Source organism: Flavobacterium sp. AG291, from assembly GCF_003350375.1.
GTDB lineage: Bacteria > Bacteroidota > Bacteroidia > Flavobacteriales > Flavobacteriaceae > Flavobacterium > Flavobacterium suzhouense.
This window is the reverse complement of the sequence record NZ_QQAR01000001.1, coordinates 165,171-189,088: the sequence shown is the minus strand read 5'-3', so window position 1 is coordinate 189,088 and position 23,918 is coordinate 165,171. Positions and strand designations below refer to the sequence as shown.

Annotated in this window: 19 protein-coding genes; 11 read left to right on the top strand and 8 right to left on the bottom strand. The window is 38.2% G+C overall.

Going from position 1 to position 23,918, the window contains the following annotated elements; translation table 11 throughout:
* Positions 1-12 precede the first annotated feature (12 nt).
* From mreC to rodA, 4 genes are read left to right on the top strand one after another with little or no spacing between them, the layout of a single operon-like run.
* Positions 13-849, top strand: a complete 837-nt coding sequence (gene mreC / locus DEU42_RS00870; protein ID WP_114756390.1) for a rod shape-determining protein MreC — start codon at positions 13-15, stop codon at positions 847-849.
* Positions 839-1,345: a rod shape-determining protein MreD gene (locus tag DEU42_RS00865; protein WP_114756389.1), complete on the top strand. Its 507-nt coding sequence runs from the start codon at positions 839-841 to the stop codon at positions 1,343-1,345. The genes mreC and DEU42_RS00865 overlap by 11 nt, the downstream gene beginning before the upstream one ends.
* A complete protein-coding gene (gene mrdA / locus DEU42_RS00860; protein ID WP_114756388.1) occupies positions 1,342-3,219 on the top strand; it encodes a penicillin-binding protein 2 in 1,878 nt (625 codons plus the stop codon). Before DEU42_RS00865 ends, mrdA begins: the two co-directional genes overlap by 4 nt.
* Before the next feature lie 12 nt (positions 3,220-3,231).
* Positions 3,232-4,488 carry a rod shape-determining protein RodA gene (gene rodA, locus DEU42_RS00855; protein ID WP_114756387.1) on the top strand — a complete coding sequence of 419 codons (1,257 nt, stop codon included), beginning with the start codon at positions 3,232-3,234 and terminating at the stop codon, positions 4,486-4,488.
* A 231-nt stretch (positions 4,489-4,719) separates the two neighbouring features.
* Here rodA and DEU42_RS00850 read toward each other — a convergent pair whose 3' ends face one another.
* The gene (locus tag DEU42_RS00850) at positions 4,720-5,826 is read right to left on the bottom strand and encodes an ABC transporter permease (protein ID WP_114756386.1); all 1,107 of its coding nucleotides are present in this window, start codon (positions 5,824-5,826) and stop codon (positions 4,720-4,722) included.
* A gap of 8 nt (positions 5,827-5,834) precedes the next feature.
* Complete coding sequence (locus tag DEU42_RS00845) at positions 5,835-8,054, bottom strand: carboxy terminal-processing peptidase (RefSeq protein WP_114756385.1); 2,220 nt, start codon at positions 8,052-8,054, stop codon at positions 5,835-5,837.
* A 159-nt stretch (positions 8,055-8,213) separates the two neighbouring features.
* Here DEU42_RS00845 and surE point away from each other — a divergent pair, with 159 nt between their 5' ends.
* The 5 genes from surE to DEU42_RS00820 all read left to right on the top strand — a co-directional run bounded on the left by surE (position 8,214) and on the right by DEU42_RS00820 (position 13,572).
* Positions 8,214-8,990, top strand: a complete 777-nt coding sequence (gene surE / locus DEU42_RS00840; RefSeq protein WP_114756384.1) for a 5'/3'-nucleotidase SurE — start codon at positions 8,214-8,216, stop codon at positions 8,988-8,990.
* A gap of 2 nt (positions 8,991-8,992) precedes the next feature.
* Positions 8,993-9,538 (top strand): GNAT family N-acetyltransferase, encoded by a 546-nt coding sequence (locus DEU42_RS00835; RefSeq protein ID WP_114756383.1) that lies wholly within the window; start codon positions 8,993-8,995, stop codon positions 9,536-9,538.
* 30 nt (positions 9,539-9,568) lie between these two features.
* The gene (gene lpxB, locus DEU42_RS00830) at positions 9,569-10,681 is read left to right on the top strand and encodes a lipid-A-disaccharide synthase (RefSeq protein WP_114756382.1); all 1,113 of its coding nucleotides are present in this window, start codon (positions 9,569-9,571) and stop codon (positions 10,679-10,681) included.
* Between the two features lie 72 nt (positions 10,682-10,753).
* Positions 10,754-11,509: a C40 family peptidase gene (locus DEU42_RS00825; protein ID WP_147278032.1), complete on the top strand. Its 756-nt coding sequence runs from the start codon at positions 10,754-10,756 to the stop codon at positions 11,507-11,509.
* A gap of 47 nt (positions 11,510-11,556) precedes the next feature.
* A complete protein-coding gene (locus DEU42_RS00820; protein WP_158537836.1) occupies positions 11,557-13,572 on the top strand; it encodes a ComEC/Rec2 family competence protein in 2,016 nt (671 codons plus the stop codon).
* A 2-nt stretch (positions 13,573-13,574) separates the two neighbouring features.
* Here the strand turns inward: DEU42_RS00820 and DEU42_RS00815 are convergent, their stop codons facing one another.
* The 5 genes from DEU42_RS00815 to DEU42_RS00795 all read right to left on the bottom strand — a co-directional run bounded on the left by DEU42_RS00815 (position 13,575) and on the right by DEU42_RS00795 (position 20,310).
* Positions 13,575-14,042, bottom strand: coding sequence for a thioredoxin family protein (locus DEU42_RS00815; protein WP_114756379.1), 468 nt, complete (start codon positions 14,040-14,042; stop codon positions 13,575-13,577).
* Positions 14,043-14,145: 103 nt separating this feature from the next.
* Positions 14,146-14,607 carry a thioredoxin family protein gene (locus tag DEU42_RS00810; RefSeq protein ID WP_114756378.1) on the bottom strand — a complete coding sequence of 154 codons (462 nt, stop codon included), beginning with the start codon at positions 14,605-14,607 and terminating at the stop codon, positions 14,146-14,148.
* 44 nt (positions 14,608-14,651) lie between these two features.
* Positions 14,652-16,376 (bottom strand): peptide MFS transporter, encoded by a 1,725-nt coding sequence (locus DEU42_RS00805; RefSeq protein WP_114756377.1) that lies wholly within the window; start codon positions 16,374-16,376, stop codon positions 14,652-14,654.
* 28 nt (positions 16,377-16,404) lie between these two features.
* A complete protein-coding gene (locus DEU42_RS00800; protein ID WP_114756376.1) occupies positions 16,405-18,123 on the bottom strand; it encodes a peptide MFS transporter in 1,719 nt (572 codons plus the stop codon).
* Between the two features lie 12 nt (positions 18,124-18,135).
* The gene (locus DEU42_RS00795) at positions 18,136-20,310 is read right to left on the bottom strand and encodes a S9 family peptidase (RefSeq protein WP_114756375.1); all 2,175 of its coding nucleotides are present in this window, start codon (positions 20,308-20,310) and stop codon (positions 18,136-18,138) included.
* Between the two features lie 165 nt (positions 20,311-20,475).
* On the opposite strand from DEU42_RS00795, the gene DEU42_RS00790 reads away from it, so the two are divergent.
* Together DEU42_RS00790 and DEU42_RS00785 are read left to right on the top strand one after the other, a co-directional pair.
* Positions 20,476-21,828 carry a hydroxymethylglutaryl-CoA reductase, degradative gene (locus tag DEU42_RS00790; RefSeq protein WP_114756374.1) on the top strand — a complete coding sequence of 451 codons (1,353 nt, stop codon included), beginning with the start codon at positions 20,476-20,478 and terminating at the stop codon, positions 21,826-21,828.
* A complete protein-coding gene (locus DEU42_RS00785) occupies positions 21,806-22,723 on the top strand; it encodes a GYDIA family GHMP kinase (RefSeq protein WP_114756373.1) in 918 nt (305 codons plus the stop codon). The genes DEU42_RS00790 and DEU42_RS00785 overlap by 23 nt, the downstream gene beginning before the upstream one ends.
* Here the strand turns inward: DEU42_RS00785 and DEU42_RS00780 are convergent.
* Positions 22,720-23,778: a glycosyltransferase family 9 protein gene (locus tag DEU42_RS00780; RefSeq protein WP_114756372.1), complete on the bottom strand. Its 1,059-nt coding sequence runs from the start codon at positions 23,776-23,778 to the stop codon at positions 22,720-22,722. The genes DEU42_RS00785 and DEU42_RS00780 overlap by 4 nt on opposite strands.
* Positions 23,779-23,918: the final 140 nt, after the last annotated feature.

Here is a 23,918-nt window from a genome sequence, read left to right as displayed (position 1 = left end):
GCAGGCTAAACGATGCAGCAAATATTTAATTTTTTATTTAAAAACAGTATTTTATTACTGTTTTTGCTGCTTTTGGGCGTTTCGTTAACGCTCACTATACAATCGCACTCATACCATAGAAGCCGTGCCGTTACTTCGGCTAATGCTATATCTGGCTATGTATATGAGCAGGTAAACACAGTGGAAGAATACCTTAGCCTTAAAGAGCAAAACGAAGCGCTGGCAGGTGAAAACGCACGCCTTAAAAAAATGCTTTTCAATACTCAGGATACTGTTAATGCCCCGGAGGTAAAAATACCTCTGGCAATGGGTCAGTTTGCAGTAATACAATCTAAAGTAATTCGTAACTCCTACAGTGCCCCTGAAAATTATTTCACGATAAACAGCGGTATAAAAGAAGGCATTAAACCCGACATGGGAGTCGTAAGCAGTCTGGGCGTTGTGGGTATCGTTGAAAATGTATCTAACGGATATGCTACAGTACTCAGTGTACTTAACCCTAAGTTTGAGCTTAACGCTAAAATCAAGAAGAATAATCATTTTGGAACCCTTACCTGGAATGGAAAAAATACAGGCTTTGCTCAGCTTATTGATGTACCAAGGCTTGCCACCGTACGTAAAGGCGACACCATAGTAACTGGGGCGGAATCGAGAATATTCCCGGAAAATATACCTATCGGCACTATCGACAAGGTATATATGGACAAAAAGACAAACTATTACACACTTGAGGTAAGACTGTTTAACGATATGACAAGCCTGGGTCATGTTTACATCATAGAAAACAAAGACCGCGACGAGATTATAAAACTGGAAGAAGAAACCACAAATTCGAACAATGAGCAGTAGTACCATAATGAACATATTCAGGTTTATACTCCTGCTTGCCCTTCAGGTAATTATTTTCAGCAGGCTGAATTTGTTTGGATTCCTTAACCCTTACCCTTACATACTATTCATACTTTTATATCCGGTTAACGGAAATAAAGCCGGACTCCTGCTATCCTCTTTCCTTTTAGGATTGATGGTAGATATGTTTACTGATTCTGGTGGTGTGCACGCCACGGCCTGCGTTACGCTTGCGTATCTGAGGCCAACATTCTTCAAGTTTTCATTTGGACTTAGTTACGAATATCAAACTGTAAAAATAAATGAACGATTATCGCCCGAGCGTTTTTCATTTATCCTTATTTCTATTGTAACGCATCATTTAATTTTATACCTTTTAGAGGTATTTAAGTTTAGTGGTATTCTTTTGGTTTTGACAAGAACATTATTTACAACAATATTTACGCTGATACTTAGTATAATCATAATTTACCTAATTAAGCCGGGCAAACAATGAGAAAGAGTTTATTGCCAATAATTATAGTTGCCGCAACAGTTATTATTGTGGCAAGGCTTTTTTATTTGCAGATACTTGATGACTCTTACATCAAGAAATCTGACAACAACGCTATCAAGATACAGTATGACTATCCTGAAAGAGGATATATATACGACCGTAACGGTAAATTATTGGTAGCAAATCAACCATCTTATGACATCATGGTTACGCCAAATGAAATGGCGAAAGACCTTGACACACTTGAAATTTGCTCATTACTGAACATAACTAAAGAATATTTTATCCAAAGGGTAGAAAAAGCCAGGGTATACAGCCCAAGGCTTCCTTCAGTATTCTTACCTCAGCTTAACAAACGGGAATTTGCCGCATTTCAGGAAAAGATACGCCGTTTTAAAGGCTTTGATATTGTTAAGCGTTCACTTCGTGACTATCAAACCCCTTCGGGAGCTAACGTATTTGGTTATATCGCCCAGGTTAATGACCCTATCATCAAAAAAAACCCTTATTACAAAAGTGGTGACCTCATCGGAAAACAAGGTGTGGAAGAAATGTATGAAGAGATCCTTCGAGGTGTAAAAGGTGTAAAATACATTCAGAAAGACCGTTTCAACAGAGAAATAGGCTCTTTTAAAGAAGGAATCTATGACACTATAGCTGTACAAGGCACTGATATAACATTAAGCATCGACAAAGAATTACAGGAATATGGTGAACGACTGATGTTTGAAAAACGTGGTGGTATTGTTGCAATCGAACCCAAAACAGGTGAAATTCTGGCTTTGGTTACTGCTCCTTCTTATGACCCATCCATACTAGTTGGACGTGAACGTTCTAAGAACTACACCAGAATGTACAAAGATACTATTGAAATGCCACTGTTTGACAGAGGTCTTTTAGCCGAGTATCCTCCCGGATCACCCTTTAAGATACTTACCGGGCTTGTCGGGCTTCAGGAAGAAGTTATTGATGTAAACACAACTTTCATGTGTCACCATGGTTTCTCCTACGGACGTGGTGCGTTTATGAAATGCCATGGTTTTGGGCCTCATCAATTAAATAATGGTATTTATAATTCTTGTAATGCCTATTTTGGAAACGTATTCAAGCTTACCATAGATAAATATCCCAAACCTCAATATGGTGTAGATGCATGGAGCAATCACCTTAAAAGCTTTGGACTTGGCGATTTTCTTGGTTACGATCTTCCTCCGGGACGAAAGGGACATATCCCAACTGCAAAATATTACAACCGTTGGTATCCAAACGGCGGATGGAGAAGCTCCACTATAATTTCAAACTCAATTGGACAGGGTGAAGTATCGATGACCCCTATACAACTCGCCAACATGATGGCAACTGTAGCCAATCAGGGTTGGTATTATACCCCTCACGTAATTAAAAAAATTGGGAAGAGTGGTAAAAACATAGACAAAAAATTCAGAACTAAACATTACACTACCATAGACAAACAGCATTTCCAACCCGTTATAGACGGATTGTTTGACGTGTATAACTATGGTACTGCAAGCCATCTAAAAGTAGAGGGTATTGAAATTTGCGGTAAAACAGGTACTGCCGAGAACTTTACCAAGATAGGCGGCGTAAGAACACAGCTTACCGACCACTCTATTTTCGTAGCCTTTGCACCAAGACACGATCCTAAAATTGCTATTGCGGTATTTGTAGAAAATGGTTATTGGGGATCACGTTGGGCCGGACCGATAACAAGCCTTATGATAGAAAAGTATCTTAAAGGCGAAGTAACTCAAAAAGCCCGTGAGGAATGGATCACTACTCATGGTCTTAGATCAGAATACGACAAAGTAACGAGCGGACAACCATTTAAGATTAATCAAAGCTATAAGCCTTAACAGGCAAAAGGAATGAAAAACCAAAGTGTAACCAACAATATCGACTGGATAACCATATTACTTTACTGTCTTATGGTTATTGCAGGATGGATGACTATTTATTCGGCCTCCCTGCCTAATGAAGAGACTTCTATATTTGATATTGGGCAGATATATGGAAAGCAGATACTTTTTATCATATTTAGTATCCCGCTTATCATGGTTATCCTTACAGTTGATGCCAAGATTTATGACAAGTACGCCTTTATCTTCTACGGCCTGGGTATTGTATTGCTTGCAGGGCTTTTTGTGGCCGGAAAAACAATTAAAGGACAAACCAACTGGTACTCTTTTGGGGGCTTCAGTTTACAGCCATCGGAGTTTGCCAAGATTGCTACCGCACTCGTGCTTTCTAAATACCTGAGCGACGTACAGATCAATCTTAAAAACATTAATCATCAACTAATCGCTTTTGCCATAATTGGCTTTCCTGTAGCACTGATCATGATGCAACCCGATGCCGGTAGCGCCATGATATTTGCTTCACTTACCCTTGTACTGTATCGCGAAGGACTGCCCGGCTGGTATCTTGCAACAGGTGCCATTGCCATCATCCTTTTCCTTTTGGCTTTATTAGTGAAACCGTTATTTGTGGTATCCCTTGCGTTAATAATTATTATTCTGCAATTCTTCTTGACGAGGAGAGCACATAGAAATCCAATACTCTCGGCAATCGTATTTGTAGCTATAGCCGGATTTGTCTATTCTGTTGACTTTGTATACGAAAACGTACTGGAAGATCACCAGAAAGACCGTATAAATGTATTATTTGACAAAGATGTAAACCAGCAAGCAGAAGGCTACAACCTTAATCAATCGATGATTGCTATCGGTTCGGGAGGCTGGTTTGGAAAAGGATATCTTGAAGGCACACAAACTAAAGGTGGTTTCGTTCCGGAACAACACACAGACTATATTTTTACCACCGTAGGTGAAGAATGGGGATTCGTTGGAGCATTAGTTGTAATAGGACTATTCGTAACCCTATTATTGCGCATCATATATCTCGCAGAGCGTCAAAAATCTAAATTCAGCCGGACATACGGCTATTGTGTCGCATCAATATTATTCATGCACTTCTTCGTAAATATCACAATGCTTATTAAGCTGTTCCCAACTATTGGAGTGCCGCTACCATTCTTTTCATATGGTGGTTCGAGTTTATGGGCATTTACCATATTGCTGTTCATTTTCGTAAAAATGGATGCCAATAAGGTTAATGAGTGGTAAATTACAAGTAGGCAGTGGCAGTTTGCAGTCACTCCCAATAGTGTTTAAATTCAACCTATAAAGAGCTTCGGAGAAGCGGTATTTATAGTGTCTAAAAGCTCCGGAGGAGCGACATATCTTTAAATGCCGCTCCTCCGGAGTTCCTATAATCTTTTAAATTATATTTTCTATAAATATATCGTCCCTCTGGGACTTAATACCATTTAACAGGCACAGTCTCTTTTAGTATATTTACTCACTCTTTACATCCAGCGCATCCCTAAGGGCATTACCAACCATCATAAAAGCAAGAACCAATAAAAGCATAGCTATACCCGGTGCCATGGCAAGATAAGGCTTACCCAGAATGATATAGTTATAGTGGTCTTTTATCATTCCTCCCCAGCTTGGTACAGGTGGCTGCGCACCAAGGCCAAGAAAGCTCAAACCGCTCTCCACTAATATCGCAGAAGCAAAATTAGCCGCTGAGATTACGATAACCGGTGCCATACTGTTAGGCAATATATGATTAAAGATTATTCTGCTGTTTTTGTAACCTAAAGCCCTCGCTGCCGTTACAAACTGTGTTTGTTTAAGGCTCATTACCTGCCCTCTCACAACTCTTGCAACCTCAACCCACATCGTAAGACCTACAGCAACAAAAACCTGCCAGAAACCTTTACCTAAAGCAAGTGTTATAGCGATTACCAAAAGCAGCGTAGGAATACTCCAAATGATATTTACCAGCCACATTACAAAGGCGTCAACTTTACCGCCATAGTAACCGGCTATAGCACCAAAGAATATCCCGACCACTAACGAAATAAATACTGCGACAAAACCAATAGCAATGGACACCCTTGAGCCAACAATCAAGCGACTAAGAAGGTCACGCCCCTGACTATCGGTACCCAGTATGAATTTTTGTTCTTTTACGAATTCATCACCTACTTTTTCTGCCTTTACATCTTTACCAAAAACAGACAACGGAATTGTTTTGGCAACTGCAAAAGAAGACTCATCAGTATATTCATAATAGGTAAGACTGTCTTTAGTGACCGAATATTTAAGGATTGGTATTTTTTCAGAAGCCGTATGTTTACCGATAAAATAATCTGAAATACTACCCTCATCCTCCTTTGAAGGAATAGTAAGCATCGTTACTGTGAACCCGGGGGATTTAGAGTGTATTGACAGATCACCCCAGTTTGCATTAACGGTTTTATCGGGTGCCAGCACATAGGCAAAAATGGAAATGAATAATAGAATTACAATAAATACAAAACTTAAAACGCTCCAAAAATTCTTTTTGAATTTTTGGAGCGCTAAGCCTGTAAGCGAATGATTGGTTTTATCCATCAGGGCTTTTATCTCGTTTTAACCATTTTATCCTTCTTTACGGCTACAGCATTGCTTTTGGCAGCAGGCTGCATATCGCCAAGTACGTTAAGCGCTTCTTCCACATAAATATCTTTAGAAAGGCTTTCATACCATCTTTGTTTCTTTTCTGCCAGCAAAGGCTCTTTTGCAAACAAAGCTTTTTCATAAGGCAGCGCTTCAAAAGTAAGGTTGTTTTTGTAATCGTTTAACACCTTGAATTTTTTAGCTGTAGCTTCACTCTTCGCTACATCTGCTTTGAATTTATCAATATTCAGGCTAAAAGTATTTTCATCTTTTTTCTCAAATACCCATTTAGCATTCTCGTCCATAAGTTTGAACTGGGCATTGTTAGCCATCCTTTGCTTGCTGCTTGCAATAACCCCTGAGAAGTTAGCTGCAAGTGGTTTATAATTAGCAGGGTCAATTTTATCCCACGGCATGGCATTATCAACATCACGCTCGCCCATGTCAATGTAAGAATATCTGTCCGGCATAACGATGTCGCTCATAACTCCTTCTCTTTGAGTAGAACCACCATTAATTCTATAGAATTTCTGAGTTGTTGTTTTTAATGCACCAAGGTCACCCATTGAGTTGTTGCGTACGAACTGGTTAAGATCGATAAGATTCTGAACCGTACCTTTTCCGTAAGTATGCTTGCTACCCATAATGATACCTCTGTGGTAATCTTGGATGGCTGCAGCAAATATTTCAGAAGCCGAAGCCGAGAAGTTATTTACAAGCACTACAAGCGGACCATCATAAAGTACTGATGAATCAGTATCGTTAAGCACCTCTTTTTGCTTACCCGCAGATTTTACCTGAACAACAGGCCCTTGCGGAACGAATAATCCAGTAATATCCACAACCGTTTTAAGTGATCCTCCACCATTATCTCTAAGATCCATGATGATACCATCTACTTTTTGCTCTTTAAGTCTTTTTACTTCAAGCGCAACGTCCTTAGCGGCATCACGACTATTTTTATCTTCAAAGTCAATATAGAATTTAGGCAGGTATATCACACCATACGTCTTACCATCTTTTTTAACAACGCTCGACTTAGCATAGGTTTCCTCAAGCTCAACCACTTCCCTAACTATAGCGATAACTTTTATAGAACCGTCTACTTTTTTAACTGTAAGCCTAACCTCAGTTCCCTTAGGCCCTTTAATTTTCTTCACAGTATCATCAAGACGCATACCTGCAATATCAACCGGAGCATCTTTACCCTGAGCAACTTTCATGATCAGGTCACCCTGCTCAAGTTCTTTACCTCTCCATGCAGGCCCGCCCGGAATAAGCTCCGATATTTCAACATAATCGCCTTTCTTTTGAAGTCTTGCACCAATACCTTCAAGAGATCCTCTCATACTGGTGTCGAATTTCTCTTTATCATCCGGAGCAAAATAGAACGTATGCGGATCGAAACGCTCAGCAATAGCATTTAGGTAAACACTAAACCACTCATCACGCTCAAGATCGTCAATTACATCAAAATAATCATTTAATGATTTAAGAGAAGATTCACGTGCCTCTTTTTCCAGTTCTTCGAAAGATTTAGGCTTAGTATCGTCACCCTTTTTATCTTCAAATGCTTTATTTGCAGCAGGATCGTTAGCCATCTTGGCATCTTTATCAGCAGGTGTTTCCTGAATCTTTTGTTTATCAGTTATAGTAGAAAGCACCGATAACTTAAGTTGCTTTTCCCAACGCTTTTTCAGGTCAGCATCATTTTTAGGATAAGGCATTTTTTCATAATCCACGCTAAACTCTTCGTTAGTGGTAAAATCAAATGGCTTAGCTAAAATATCTTTATAAAAACCTTCAGACTCTTTTATTCTCTGTTGAAGTCTGTTATAAGTAAGATCAAAGAACGAAAGATCTTTACTTAATATCATATCGTCAATCTTATCTTCATATTTAGAGAACTCGTCAATATCGGACTGTATAAAGAAACGCTTAGAAGGATCCAGCGATTCTAAGTAACTTTTATAAACTCCTTTCGAAAACGTGTCGTCAATTTTTGCGGGGTCATAATGTCCTTTTTCAATCACAAAAGTTATAAGTTCCAGAAGCAGTTTGTCTTTTTCAGGATCACTTACTGCCTTTTGCTTCGGCATAAAACTCCATAGCGCAACTGCAAGTATAGCAACAAACGCTAAAATCTTATAATTTCTCTTCATATAGCTTAAAATGGCATTCATTTAAATTTCATAGTATTATCAAACACATTAAAAAGTGTGCCAAAATACATCTTACCTAATTTTTTCTTATCAATCTGCGCAGTTAACAACAGCTCCTAAAAAATTATGTACTTTAGCTAAACGTAAAAGTACAATACTTATTTTGATTTTTCTACACCCATGAAGAAAAAACCACTAATACTCGTTACCAATGACGATGGCATTACCGCCCCGGGAATAAGGGCATTAATCAGTGTAATGAAAGAGCTTGGCGATGTGGTAGTTGTCGCACCTGACAGTCCTCAGTCGGCAACAGGACATGCAATAACAATTAACAACACCTTGTCCATTAATAAAATCGATATTGATCCGGATGTAGAACTCGAATACAGTTGCAGTGGCACTCCGGTAGACTGCGTTAAATTTGCCGTTAGCGAAATACTTAAACGCAAACCCGACCTGTGCGTATCAGGTGTAAATCACGGCTCCAACTCTTCTATAAACGTAATTTATTCCGGAACCATGAGTGCGGCGGTTGAAGCAGGTATCGAAGGCATTCCTGCTATTGGATTCTCTCTACTGGATTACAATTGGGATGCCGATTTTGAACCCATAAAAGCATCTATTAAAAAAATCACTGAAGAAGTACTGGAAAACGGACTTCCTGAAGGCGTTATCCTTAATGTTAACTTTCCTAAATTAAAAGAAGACGAGATAAAAGGCATAAAAATATGCCGCCAGGCCAAAGCCATGTGGCAGGAACGTTTTGATAAACGCCAGACTCCAATGGGCAAAGATTATTACTGGCTTACCGGAAAATTTGTTAACCTTGACCATGGCGAAGATACCGATGAATGGGCACTGGCACACGGCTACATCTCTATAGTTCCGGTACAGTTTGACCTTACCGCTCACCATGCAATGCAATCGCTTAACAGCTGGAACCTGAACGATTAATAATGAGCATAAAACTTCAGCCTGTATTAGAAAACGAACAGGTTATTTTATACCCTCTGAAGGAAAATGATTTTGAAGATTTGTATGCGGTAGCATCCGACCCTCAAATATGGGAACAGCATCCTAATAAAGACCGTTGGCAAAAAGAAGTGTTTCAAACATTTTTTGAAGGCGCGATGCAAAGTAAAGGAGCTTTTAAAATTACAAACAAAGCCTCAGGCAAAACTATAGGTAGCACCCGCTTTTATGATTACGATAAAGAAAATGATTCCATACTTATCGGATATACATTTTACGCAACCTCAAGCTGGGGCACCGGAATCAACAAAGCAGTAAAAGCACTGATGCTGGATTATATCTTCCAATTTGTATCAAAAGTTTATTTTCATATTGGTGCAAACAATGTGCGTTCGCAGATAGCGATTAGCCGTATAGGTGCTGAGAAAATTAGAGAACAGGAAGTTGCCTATTTTGGTGAACCGGATCGCTTGAATTTCATATACGAGATCCCTAAAGAAAAGTGGGAGACTTTAAATGTATCAAAATAATTTACCTTTGTTGCCAAACAAATAACAGGCATGAAATACTACATAATAGCAGGAGAAGCATCGGGCGACCTACATGGATCTAACCTGATGAAAGAACTTTTTAAGCAGGATCCTAATGCAGAAATACATTTTTGGGGCGGTGACCTGATGCAGAAAGTTGGCGGCACATTAGTTAAACACTATCGCGATCTTGCTTTTATGGGATTTGCCGAAGTGGTTCAGAACCTGAAAACCATCCTTAACAATATAAAATTCTGCAAACAGGACATTAAAGATTTTAGTCCCGATGCTATCATATTTATTGATTATCCCGGATTTAATATGCGTATTGCCGACTGGGCTAAAAAAGAAGGTTTCAAAACCCACTATTATATTTCTCCGCAAATATGGGCGTGGAAAGAAAGCCGTATCAAAGCTATTAAGCGTGATGTAGACCATATGTATATCATACTGCCTTTTGAGAAGGATTTCTACGAAAAGAAACACAATTTCGCTGTAGATTTTGTTGGCCATCCGCTTATTGATGCGATTCATAACCGCCCACAAACTGATGCCTTAGCCTTTAGAAAAGAATTCGACCTTGATGACAGACCTGTAATCGCCCTGTTACCCGGTAGTCGTAAGCAGGAAATTTCAAAAATGCTCGAAGGAATGCTGTCGGTAGTAAATGACTTCCCGGATTACCAATTTGTAATTGCTGGCGCACCATCTCAGGAATATTCATTTTATCAGCAGTTCTTAGGAAAAAGCAATATTAAATTTATTTCAAACAGAACATACGACCTACTTAGCATAGCTCATGCAGCTTTGGTAACGTCGGGAACAGCTACTCTGGAAACGGCCCTATTTAAAGTTCCTGAAGTTGTATGCTATAAAGGAAACTGGATATCGTACCAAATTGCGAAACGCATCATTACCCTTAAATACATCTCGCTTGTCAACCTGATCTTAGATAAAGAAATTGTTAAGGAATTAATTCAAGGAGATTTTAACACTAAAAACATCAGAACCGAACTACAAAAGATTTTAACACCCGAACATCGCGAAAACCTTCTGAAACAGTACGATTTACTGGAAGAAAAATTAGGAGGCGAAGGAGCCAGCAATAAAACAGCGGCGCTTATTATAAAATCTTTAACATAAACTCTAAAAATTGGTTTAAAATTATTTTTCTATATTTGTCAAAACCGACTGAAATTTGATAAAATAAAAGATTTGAAAAACATCCTATCCATATCCCTGTTTTTGTTCCTGTTGATAACTACTACATCAACAGCGCAAATAATCACCACAAAAAAAGAAGCTCAAAAGAAAGGCGTTTATTCGTATACCGAAAAACAAAAAGCAGCTGAAGCTTCTAAGCCTGCAATAGACAAACAGGCTGTTGTGAAAGAAGTTGCGACACTAAAAAACAGTGATGTAATTGCTTATGAGCCTGTAGCAAAAAAGGATATGGTTATGAATCCGGGCAAAATGGAAGCACCGGCTATCAAAAAAAATCCTGCCTCAAAGAAAACAATCGTTATAAACGATACAGACGAAGATACTGACTATATAGAACCTGATGTTGACAGCTACCTTGGCCAACAAATAGCTACAAATGCCATTGCAGAATTTAAAGGTGTTCGCTACAGAGGCGGAGGAACCACTAAAGCAGGTATGGATTGTTCAGGTATGGTATATGCTACATTTAAGATATTTGATATCACCTTACCAAGAAGCTCTAATGAAATGGTAAAGGCTACAAATGAAGTAAAACTTTCAGAAGTTAAGAAAGGCGACCTGCTTTTCTTCAGAAACAACCATAACAGAAAAACAATCAATCATGTAGGTATCGTAACAGAAGTTACGCCTGAAGGCGAAGTATTGTTTATCCACTCTTCTACAAGTTCAGGAGTTATCATCTCATCAATGAATGAGAATTACCATTCAAGAACTTTTGTTAAGGCCGGAAGGTATATCGAAGAATAGCATTTATAATGTATTCCGGTTTCAATAGGCAGAAATTGCCCGCTGTATTGAAATACCCCATTGGCATCATCACCATTTTTTTAGCGCTAGGCATTATTGCCGGACATTACTTTGGCTTAGCTCAAAATATTGCTTTTTTAATTGTCATTGCAGCCCTAACGTTATTGATTGTGTCTTTTTTGCTTTCAAAAAGAACATTTATACCTACAATTCATTTCAGCGTTGCTGTTCTATTTTTTTCCTTTTGTTTTGGCGTTTCAATACAGTCTGTTCACTTTCCACCAAATCATAAACTACATTACACGCATTTTATACATTCAGACAATCCGATAATAAGAGGATATGTTTCTGAACGCCTAAAACCTAATGATTATCAGGAGCGTTATTATTTTGAAATCACCTCGGTCAATCAAAATCCCGTAAACGGAAAAATACTCCTTACAGTTGTGAGAGACAGCACTCAAAACAATTACCCACATCCCGGGGACAGTTTTATAATTGCCGATAACCCCCCTCCCCTTTCGAAGCCTCTGAATCCAGATCAGTTTAACTATGCATCCTACATGGAAAAGCAGGGTGTCTTTCATCAGTTAAAACTTAAGGACAACTTTATCAGTACGGGAACCATTAAAAACTTTAACTACCACCTGGGTAATTTCAGGGAAAGGCTCATCAACAGCTTTAAAATCCATCATTACAGCCCTCAAGTACAAAACACACTGAATGCCTTATTACTCGGTCAAAGGCAGGACATGGATAGCACAACCAACAATGCCTATAAAAATGCAGGTGTACTCCATATACTTGCCATATCGGGATTGCATTTTTCAGTCCTGTTTTATTTGCTCACTATATTTTTTAAACCTTTTAACCGGTTTAAAAAACATGGTAGAATCTTGCGATTCTTATCTATTATAATAATCATCTGGGGCTTTGCCTTTATTACAGGTTTATCGGCCTCAGTTATGCGTTCGGTTGTAATGTTTACCATAATAAGCCTTGGGCAATACCTTAACAGGGATACAAACATTTACAATTCAGTATTCATTTCGATGCTCATTTTACTGGTAGCAAATCCTTACTTTATTTTCGATGCCGGTTTTCAGTTAAGCTACCTTGCAGTGTTTGCTATTATATGGCTCGAGCCCTATTATAGAAAGTTTAGTCTATCAAAACATAAACCCATTAGTTATATTACCGATATTATCTCGGTCTCTTTAGCAGCCCAAATTGGAGTATTTCCACTCAGCCTGTATTACTTCAACCAATTCCCTTTGTTATTTCTTGTTGCTAACATAATCGTCATTCCCCTCTCTAACATAATCCTGATTTTAGGGCTTTTTGTAGTACTATTGAACTTTATATGGACAGATGCTGCTCTTATAGCGGGAAAAGCCTTAGAACTTCTTGTAATAGCAATGAATAGCTTTATAAATTGGATTGCTTCTTTCGAAAGCTTTGTCATAAAAGAAATCTCCTTTACTCTGTTGCTGACATTACTCTTATATATAGTAATCGCTTTTTTTTGCTTCTGGCTTTACAAAAAAAATTACCGAAACACTATTGCTTTGCTGTTTACAATTTTAATATTCCAGGGCACTTACAGTATTACGCTATGGAAACATAAACAAGATGAAGAATTCATCGTATTCAACAATCGTAAAAGCACAACCATAACCCTTAAAAGCAGTAAACAACTAACAGTACTGAGCAATGACAGTACAGCTTTGAGCAATGCTGCTATAAAAGCGTATTCACGAGCAGGCTTCACTACTAAAATTGAGCAAAAGCCATTGCAAAATGTAGTATGGTTCAACCAAAAGAAAATACTAATTATCGATAGTTTCAACACGTATCTTCCGAACCTGAAGCCTGAGATTATAATCCTTTCGGGCTCACCAAAAATCAATCTGGAAAGAGCCATAAATGATTTGCAACCAAAAGAAATTATTGCAGATGCTACTAATTACAAAAGCTACATTAAACGTTGGAAACAAACCTGCATAAAACAAAAAATCCCTTTTCATGCAACTGCCGAAAAGGGATACTATAGTTTAAAATAATCTTAGGTTTTGTTAGCCATAATTTTATTGGCTCCTTCTATCCATGCCGATGGACCGCCGGCCACATAACCGCTGCTGCCACGTGGAGCAAATTGTATCTTGCCCTCTTTGGTTTTCGATATATCCGTAATCCATACAGTTGGATATCCCCTTACCTGAAAGAAACTTCCAAGCTGTGCATTTTGCTGTTTGATAGCATCATCCTGAGGGGTTCTTTTCGGGAAGTCCAGTTCTACCAGAACCACATTTTCTTTCGCCCATTTAGTAAACTCAGGTGTTTTAAAAACTTCTTTCTGCAGCTTCATGCACCAGCCACACCAGTCACTGCCTGTAAAAAACAAAAACAGGGGTTTCTTTGATTTTTGCGAAACAGCCATTGCTTTATTAAGATCGGTATGCCATTCTGCTTCCTGAGCCTGAACAGCCATCATGCTAAAAGTTACCAGAAGGGTAAGGAATATTTTTTTCATAATTAAGTCGTAATAATAGAGGAACTAAAATAACAAAAGAAACAATACGGAAATAAAAAATCCTTCCCGAAAACGGAAAGGATTTTTATAGTATTAAAAAAACTTAGTTCGCTTTAAGTGCTTCAAGCAACTGCGCCGGCGTATGATAACCTACAATCGTATTATTAATTTCGCCTTTCTTGTCAAAAACCACCATGGAAGGGTAGCCTTCAAGATTTAGCGTAGCTGCAAATTGATGCTGGGCATTCCTGCCTTTACGATCAGGGTTATACTGTGGGTTAGTGTATTTTTTTCCTTTAAAGTTAACCTCAGTATTACTTTCAGCATTAAACTTTACAGCATAATAATTCTCACTGATAAATTTTACTACTTCCGGATCATGGAAAGTATTCTTATCAAGCATTTTACAAGGTCCGCACCAGTCGGTATACACGTCCATAAAAATAGGCTTTGCCTTTTTCTTCTGGGCCGCAAGCGCCTCGTCAATGCTCATCCATTTTATTTCCTGTGCCTGTACCGCAAAAGTTCCAAGCGTAATAAACAGCGCTAAAAGTATTCTTTTCATATTGTATAAGGTTTAAACGTCAGATTTCAAAAACAGTGCCGAAATTATCGAACACCGTGCATCATATCCATGAGTTTTTTACTTAGCACAAACAGGATAACAGAAGCAACTCCCGCCATAACCACAAACAACATGAAAAAGTCGTATAGGTTAGCTATAGAGAAGCCCATAAACTTCTTAACATTCTCAACCTGTTTAGAATAAAGTTGTTTGATAACATCTTCTTTTACAGTCTGATCAGTAATTGATGCAAGATTAACTCTTTCAAACGGAATAACTTTTTGTCCGCTTACTTCAGGAGCACCCGCTTTGTTAAATCCTTCAGGGAAAAGCTGAAGTGTTTTATCTTTTTCTATAGTCTCAACATCAGAAACCGCAACTACTGCCTCAGGATAAAGACCACTTAAAGTACCTGCAAATTTATTTGCTGCCGCAGTACTTAAAAACCAAACTCCCATTAGAAGTGAAGCAAACTTAACCGGAGCAAGCTTATTAACCATTGAAAGTCCAATAGGCGAAAGACAAAGTTCCCCAAGTGTATGGATTGTATATAAGCTTAATAACCACATCATGCTCACTTTGACTCCAGGCTCAAGACCTTTTACTCCAAAAGCAATTACAAGGTATCCTAAAGCAAGAAGAAATAATCCAATCGCCTGTTTGTATGGTGAAGCAGGCTCCATGTTCTTTTTACCAAGAACACCCCACAACCAAACGAAAATTGGAGCAAAAACTACAATTGCGATGGCATTAACCGACTGGAAGTATGATGCAGGAATAGTAGTTCCAAAAGCTTCTCTGTTTGTTTGCTCTTCTGCAAAATAAGTAAGTGATGCACCAGCCTGTTCAAATGCAGACCAGAAGAAAATAACAAAGAATGCCACGATATAGATAACCCAAATTCTTTGTTTCTCAACTTTTGTTAGTCCTGGATCAGAAATAATATACCCCGGAGCGGCAATAGTAAGCGAGAAAATGAAGGCTCCAATAACGTCTTTATCAAGAGCAAAATAAAATGCTCCTAAAAGTACTACCCAAATAGCTGCCCATATTACAAGAGTTTTCATAGATACAGGAGCTGCAGGCTCATCTGTTTTCTCTTCTCTCGATTTATTTGGCGCTGCACCAATCTGCTGTCCGTCAGGAGTAACAATATATTTATTTTTTAGAAGCACGAAAAGTATAACACTCAGTATCATACCCATACAAGCTAAAAGGAATCCCCATTTAAAATCAGCAGGATTTCCTGTATCTCCAAAGAAACCACATAAAAGTGGTGCTATGAATGCCCCAAGGTTAATACCCATATAGAAAATCGTGAAAGCAGAATCCACTCTCTTGTCTCCTACCGGATATAACTGACCTACCATCGTAGAAATATTCGGCTTAAAGAATCCGTTACCAAAAATAAGGAATCCTAAACCTGTATACATCATAATGCTGGCAAAACCAACTTCTTCATAAAAGCTGCCCGAAAGGAACATAAAGAACTGACCAATAGCCATAATGATACCCCCAACAATAATGGACTTTCTGTTACCCCAATACCTGTCAGCAACGTATCCTCCAATAAGCGGAGTAAGATAAACAAGACCTGTATAGCTACCGTATATCTGTGAGCCTAATGCCTTGTCAAATAATAATGCTTTGGTCATGAAAAGGATGAATAATGCTCTCATCCCGTAATAACTGAAGCGTTCCCACATTTCAGTGACAAACAAAACGTATAATCCTTTTGGGTGTCCGTTATTTACAGTGTTTTCTGCCATTTTAAAAATATAGTTATGTAGAATTTAATTAAAATACATTGTTTTCTTTCATTACCCTGTTAAGCCACTTCAGCATCAGGAATAATAATAATGCGGCAACAAGCACCAGCGCAAAGTTAAGGAAGAAGAAGTTTTCTTTCTGTTCCATATCTTCCCAAAGGCTAGAAAGCATACCTGCCAGTTTATTACCTACTGATATAGCAAGGAAGAAACCGCCCATCATAAGCGCAGTAATCCTTGGCGGGCTTAGTTTAGAAACCAATGAAAGCCCCATTGGCGAAAGGCAAAGTTCTCCTAAAGTGATAACACCGTAAGAAGCCAATAACCACCAGCTTCCCGCTTTCATAGTAAGGTCGTTAGTAGCATATACCGCGCCTACCATTACCAAAGCCGATAATGCAGTGATTAAAAGACCTAATGCAATTTTTGTAGGCGTGCTTGGCTCTTTTCCTTTTTTTCTAAGCGCAGTCCAAATACCCACAAGTACAGGTGTAAGCACAATTACCCAAAAAGGATTGATTGACTGATAAAGCTCAGTCGAATATAATTTCAGGTCTTTTCCTTTAGCAGGCACTTTTTCTGCCGCAAGATTGCTAAAATATTTTCTCGATGATTCCAGTTTAGCAATTTCTTTAGCACTGGCTTTTTTAGCAGCCATTTCAGTTTCAGTAGCTTCAGGCATAGCGTTGTTTGCAGCTCTTAACTCTTCAATCTTAGCTTTAAACGCAGGCTCATCAAGAGCAACAATATCATTATTCTCAACAGTTTGCGCCATATCTACTTTATTAAATACTGTAGCTACACTTTCAGGCATTTCCCTGTCTGTATAATCTTCAGCCCAAACGGTAAGTGCGTCACCATTCTGATGGAAAATCGCAAAGAATAATATTACACAAGAGAACACTGCAAGAAGTGCAGCAATAGCTCTTTTTTCTAATCCTGAAGATTTAAACCAAAGGTAAATGAAGAAAGCAATTACAGGTACACAACCAAGTATGAAAGCATCATTAGTATCTGAACCTAATAAATTATCAGGAATCAGATACCCAAGAATACCAAATACAAACATTGGTAAAATCGTAGAACCTAATATTTTTCCCGTAGGCATATCACCTTCCTGAAGTGGCTTAATAACATCAACATGTTTGATATGTTTTGTTCCGCTAAGGAAAATAACAACCCCAATTAACATACCTACACCTGCTGCAATGAAAGCAAAGTTCCAACCGAAGTTAATTCTCATATAAGCAGCAACGAAGTTACACACGAATGCACCTACGTTAATACCCATATAAAAGATGTTATAACCTGAATCTTTTTTATGCTTAAGTTCATCGCTGCTATAAAGGTTACCTACCAATGTAGAGATGTTTGGTTTAAAGAAACCATTACCTAAAATGATAAGGCCTAAACCGGCAAAGAAAGTCGTGATATCATGAATTGACAAAAGGAAATATCCTGCAGCCATCATAAGACCTCCCATAATGATCGATCTTCTGTAGCCCAGTACCCTGTCAGCAAGCAAACCACCAATAAAAGGGGTAAGATATACAAGTCCTAAATATGTTCCGTAAATATCGGATTTGGTGTGTGCATCAAAGCCCATACCTCCATTGTTCCAGCCATCAAGCATATACAGGGCAAAAATCCCCAACATAAGGTAATAGCCAAAACGTTCCCACATTTCTGTGCCGAATAAAAACCAGAGTCCTTTAGGATGCCCTTTTTGTGTAGTAGTTTCACTCATAATATGCTTGTTTTATAGTTTTTCTTTGATAAAATTGGTCATTTTAGTATACAGCTGAAGCCTCGTCTTACCACCATAAATACCGTGGTTTTTATCTGGGTAAATAGCCCAGTCAAACTGCTTGTTAGCCTGAACAAGTGCCTCAACCATTCTCATGGTATTTTGCACATGGACATTGTCATCAGCCGAACCATGTATCAATAAATAAGAACCTTTTAGCTTGCTTACATGGTTAATTGGTGAATTATCGTCATAACCCGACGCATTCTCCTGTGGCGTTTGCATATATCTTTCGGTATAAACCGAATCGTAGAATCTCCAGTTGGTTACCGGAGCTACAGCGATAGCCATTTTAAATACATCGTTTCCTTTTAAGATACAGTTAGAAGACATAAAACCTCCATAGCTCCATCCAAAGATACCGATACGTGATGCATCAACATAACTATATTTACCTATAGTTCTTGCAGCATCAATCTGGTCTTCCACTTCATATTTACCAAGTTCTTTATAGGTTACTTTTTTGAATTCAGCACCTTTAAATCCTGTGCCTCGGCCATCAACACACGCAACAATGTAGCCTTGCTGTGCCAGCATCATAAACCAGTAATCGTCATAACCGTTCCAGTCGTTGTTCACCTGCTGAGAACCCGGGCCGCTGTACTGATACATAAACACAGGGTATTTTTTGTTCGGATCAAAATCTTTCGGTTTTATCATCCATGCATTCAGCTCCTGCCCTTTTTCAGTTTTAAGCACCATGAATTCTTTTACCGGAAGGTTGAAATCGGCAAGTTTGCTTTTAAGCGCATCATTATTAAGGATATCTTTTACCTTTTTACCATCTTTTGCGCTGTGAAGCGTAAATGTTGTTGGAACTGATGAACTTGAAAAAGTATTTATGAAGTATTCGAAATTCGGACTGAAGGTTGCCGAATTAGTACCTGTATTAGGTGTAAGCCTTACTTTATTTTTACCGTTCAGATTTATCCTGTACACATCACGGTTAATTGATCCATTTTCAGTAGACTGGTAGAAAATGTTTCCTGTTTTATCATCAAAACCATAGTAGGCTGTCATTTCCCATGCTCCCTTGGTGATTTGGGTGATAAGCTTACCTGTTTTTGCATAATGATAAATATGGTTGTAACCATCCTTTTCGCTTGTCCAGATAAAGCTGTTATCGTTAAGGAAAGTCAGGTTATCTGTAATATCTACATAAGCTTTGTCTTTTTCGTTAAGTACAACTTTAGGAGTTCCGCTGTTAGCATCAACAAAAATCAGGTCAAGATTATTCTGATGTCTGTTGATTACCTGAACACTTAGAGTTTGGGCATCGTTTGTCCACTTTATACGCGGAATATAGAAATCATTATAATTACCAAGGTTTATCTTTTTAGTTGTACCTGCGTTAACATCATATATATGTAATGACACTATTGCATTCTTCTCGCCTGCTTTTGGATATTTGAAAACATCCTGTGTAGGATAAAGGCTTGCTCCATAAACATCCATTGAAAATTCCGGAACATCAGTCTCATCAAAACGGATATAAGCGATCTTATCCCCTGACGCATTCCAGTCATAAGCCCTAACAAAAGCAAACTCCTCTTCATATACCCAGTCGGTTATACCATTAATGATCGCGTTCTTTTTTCCATCAGTAGTGACCTGAGAAGCCTTTTTTGAAGCAACATCATAAACATAAAGATTATTCTGGAAAGCATAAGCTACTTTAGAATTATCAGCTGAGAATGTTGGCTCCTGGATTTTACCTTCAGCTACTTTAGATAACGTTTTCGAAACAATATCAAAAATATAGAAGTCGGCCACAAATGAATGTCTGAATATCTGTTCCGAATTTGTAGCAATGAGCAATTTCTTCTCATCGGCACTAAAAGTATAACTGTCAATTCCGTTTTCTAACTGAGTGAAATTTTTAGAGTCAATAAGGGTATTAACCTTATCCAGTGTAGCAAAATCATACAGATCAACAGCGTTGCTTTGCGTAGCCCTGTTCAAATTCAGCACAGTATACTGATTGGCTTTCTTCATAGCCTGAAGATCATCCATATACTGCGCCCTGAAAGCGCCTCCCCATATTTGTTCGAGAGTTAATTTTTGCTGTGCAGCAACCGGCATAACTGCCAGTATAAATAAGAAAAGTGACCTTTTAATATATTTCATTTCGCGTACGGTAAAAAACTTCCAATTTTAGTAATTTTTTATGAATAATGAGTCCTTTTTTTTGTTAAATGCATTTTTATTGCATTTTTGTTAAAAGAATAATTTTAGCAAATCCGTTTAGTAAAGTGTATCTTTGCACTACACTATTATTATAAGCAACTGAAAATGAGCAAAGCAATTGCAGGTTTCTCAAAAATGACCAAAGAAAAAAAAATTGAATGGATCGCTGAAGAATATTTTTCTAAACCGGAAGAAGCCATTTCACTGCTAAAAAATTACTGGAACTCAAACGAATCACTCCAGAAATTACACGATGAGTTTATTGAAAACACCATAACCAATTTTTACCTGCCTCTCGGAATTGCACCAAATTTTGTCATTAACGGCAAAAATTACACAATCCCGATGGCAGTTGAAGAAAGTTCGGTTGTTGCTGCCGCTTCTAAAGCTGCTAAATTCTGGGCAAAACGCGGCGGATTTAAAGCTACTGTACTCAACACCGAAAAAATCGGTCAGGTACACTTTCTTTTCAACGGAAGTTTTGAAAAGCTTTCAGCTTTTTTCAATGACATAAAACCTAAATTCTTTGAAGGCTCACAAGACCTTACTAAAAATATGCAGGCTCGTGGCGGCGGTATTCTCGATATCGAATTAAGAGATAAAACCAGTGAACTTGCCAATTATTATCAGCTTCATGCGACTTTTGAAACCAAAGACAGCATGGGAGCTAACTTCATCAATTCATGCCTGGAACGTTTCTCTAAAATAGTAAAAGAAGAAGCATTTAATTATGAAGCATTTTCCGAAGAGGAAAAACACATACAGGTAATTATGAGCATACTCTCCAATTATGTTCCTGATTGTATTGTCAGAGCTGAAGTTTCATGCCCTATAGAAGAACTGCATGAAGACGCCAGCGTTAGCTCAAAAGAATTTGCAGAAAAGTTCCTTACGGCCGTTAAGATTGCAGAAATTGAACCTTTCCGTGCGGTTACCCATAATAAAGGCATTATGAACGGCATTGATGCCGTAATTGTAGCGACAGGAAACGACTTCAGAGCCGTAGAAGCGGGAGTACACGCCTATGCCTCTAAAAACGGACAATACAGCAGCCTTTCTCATGCAAAAATTGAAAACGGAATATTTACGTTCTGGCTTGAGATCCCATTGGCATTAGGTACCGTTGGTGGACTTACCACTTTACATCCGCTTGTAAAATTCTGCCACGAACTTCTCGGCAAGCCTTCGGCAGCCGAACTTATGCAAATCGTTGCTGTTGCCGGTTTGGCACAAAACTTTGCAGCATTACGTTCACTCACCACCACCGGAATACAGCAGGGACACATGAAAATGCACCTGATGAACATACTGAATCAGCTTGGCGCCAATGACCATGAAAAAAAGAAGGCTGTAAAACATTTTGAAAAAAACACAGTAAGCCATTCTGCTGTAGCCGATTACATAACCGAATTACGCGCAACAAATCCTGATCGAATTGAAGAAGACTTTTTACAGTAACGGAAAACTGTTCCTTATAGGGGAATACACTGTCATTGATGGCTCTGAAGCTTTTGCCGTACCAACAGTTTACGGACAGTATCTGGACATTGAAGACTATGATGCCAATATATTGAAATGGGAAAGTTTCGACGCCAATGGAAAGTCATGGTTTAAAGTATCATTAAGCTATCAGACCATTCACGAAAACAGAAGAACCGGTAGTACCTTAACCGACACACTCATTGACATACTGCACCATGCCCATAAAGCAAACCCCGCAGTTTTAACTTTAGGGTCGGGCTACAAAACAACATCGCGTCTGACATTTCCAAGAAACTGGGGACTTGGCAGTTCTTCGACACTCATCAATAATATAGCCCAATGGTTTGAGATTGATGCATTCGAACTTTTAAAGCATAGTTTTGGAGGGAGCGGTTACGACATCGCCTGCGCACAGCATAACACTCCTATCATCTATCAGATAACAGAAGGAAATCCAATGGTTAGGACCATCAGTTTCAATCCTGCTTTTTTAGACAAATTATATTTTGTGTACCTTAATAAAAAGGAAAACACTCGCTCTTCAGTTATACGTTATAAAGAAAAGACAGTTGAAATCCCGGCACTAATCAATGAGGTGAACACCATTATCGAAGAAGCGTACAAAACAGAAGATTTTAATCGCTTTTGCGAATTGCTTGACATGCACTCTAAGTTACTTAGTAACGTTTTAGAACTTAAAACCGTAAAAGAGGATCGGTTCCCTGATTTTAATGGAACGTTAAAAAGTCTTGGCGCATGGGGTGGTGATTTTATATTGGCCGCAGCCAATGAAAATCCGGAAACCTATTTTAAATCAAAGGGATTTGAAACTGTAATCCCTTATAAAGACATGATTATAAACAAAGATTAAGCGTATTGCAATGATTCAGATTGCTGACCACTAAGTATCTTTTTAACCTTAGCAATATTCTCATCGAAATCCACCTTATTGGTATCAATAGCTATACTACCGTTTCCATAAGGTTCATATTTTTCAGGTTTGGTTACTGAAAACAATCCTACTACAGGCGCCTGCGAAGAAGCTGCAAGATGCATAATACCACTATCAGCACCAATAAATATAGCAGTGTTGGCTATTACAGCTGCAATCTCCCTTACATCTTTGCTGTAGAAAGAAGGCGCTTTAAATCCTATTTTAGAAATATTTTCCACCGGCAACACTTCGACAATATTGTACTCAGGAAATGCTTTAAGTAACTTATTGTAGTATGTATCCCACCAGGTCTCGTCGTAACATTTACTACCGGTTGCGTAAGTAAAGATTGAAATAGTTTTTTTCTCGGGTGATACAATCTTTTCAAGTGTTTTTTTACCCTCAAAAAGTTCTTCAGCCGTTAGTTTTATATCAAGATTAGGAATGGGTTGCTGCATTCTGTCACAACCCAACATCTGCATGTAATAACGAAATAAATACACAGGCCTTTTACCCATATGAACATAATCCCTGAATTGCATCTGAAGCTCTTCTATGTTCTCACCAAACACTTTATTAGACGCGCTTGCAAACTGTGTAGACAATCTCCCTGAAGATGAATCCTTATCAAGGTTTATCACCATATCATAACGATGCTTCCTCAATTTCACCCATACATTCATATATTTAAAAAGCTCTTTAAAAGGCTTTTTAGGCAGCTTGATTATCCTGCATACATTTTCATAATTTTCAAAAAGAATTGGAGCAAGCCCCCCCTTCACAAAAAGATCGACTTTACATCCCGGGACGGCATTATGAATTTCCTGTAAAAGTGGAGTTATAAGCAACAAATTCCCTAATCTGTGATTAGGCCTGCTTATAAGTATTCGTTTTATCTTCTCACCTGATTTCGTATTAATACTGGATTTACCAACATTTTTAGTAAGCCCTATCATAATAATTTTCCTTACCTTATTAATACGTTTTAGCATGTCCGGTGCTTTTAATAATTAAATTATGAGATTATCATATTAAGCAAAGTTAACCCCACTGATCTAAAAAAAAACTCTTAAAAAGAAAAATAACAAAAAATTAACCTCGCAAAATATTATATAACACTTAAAATTATAAC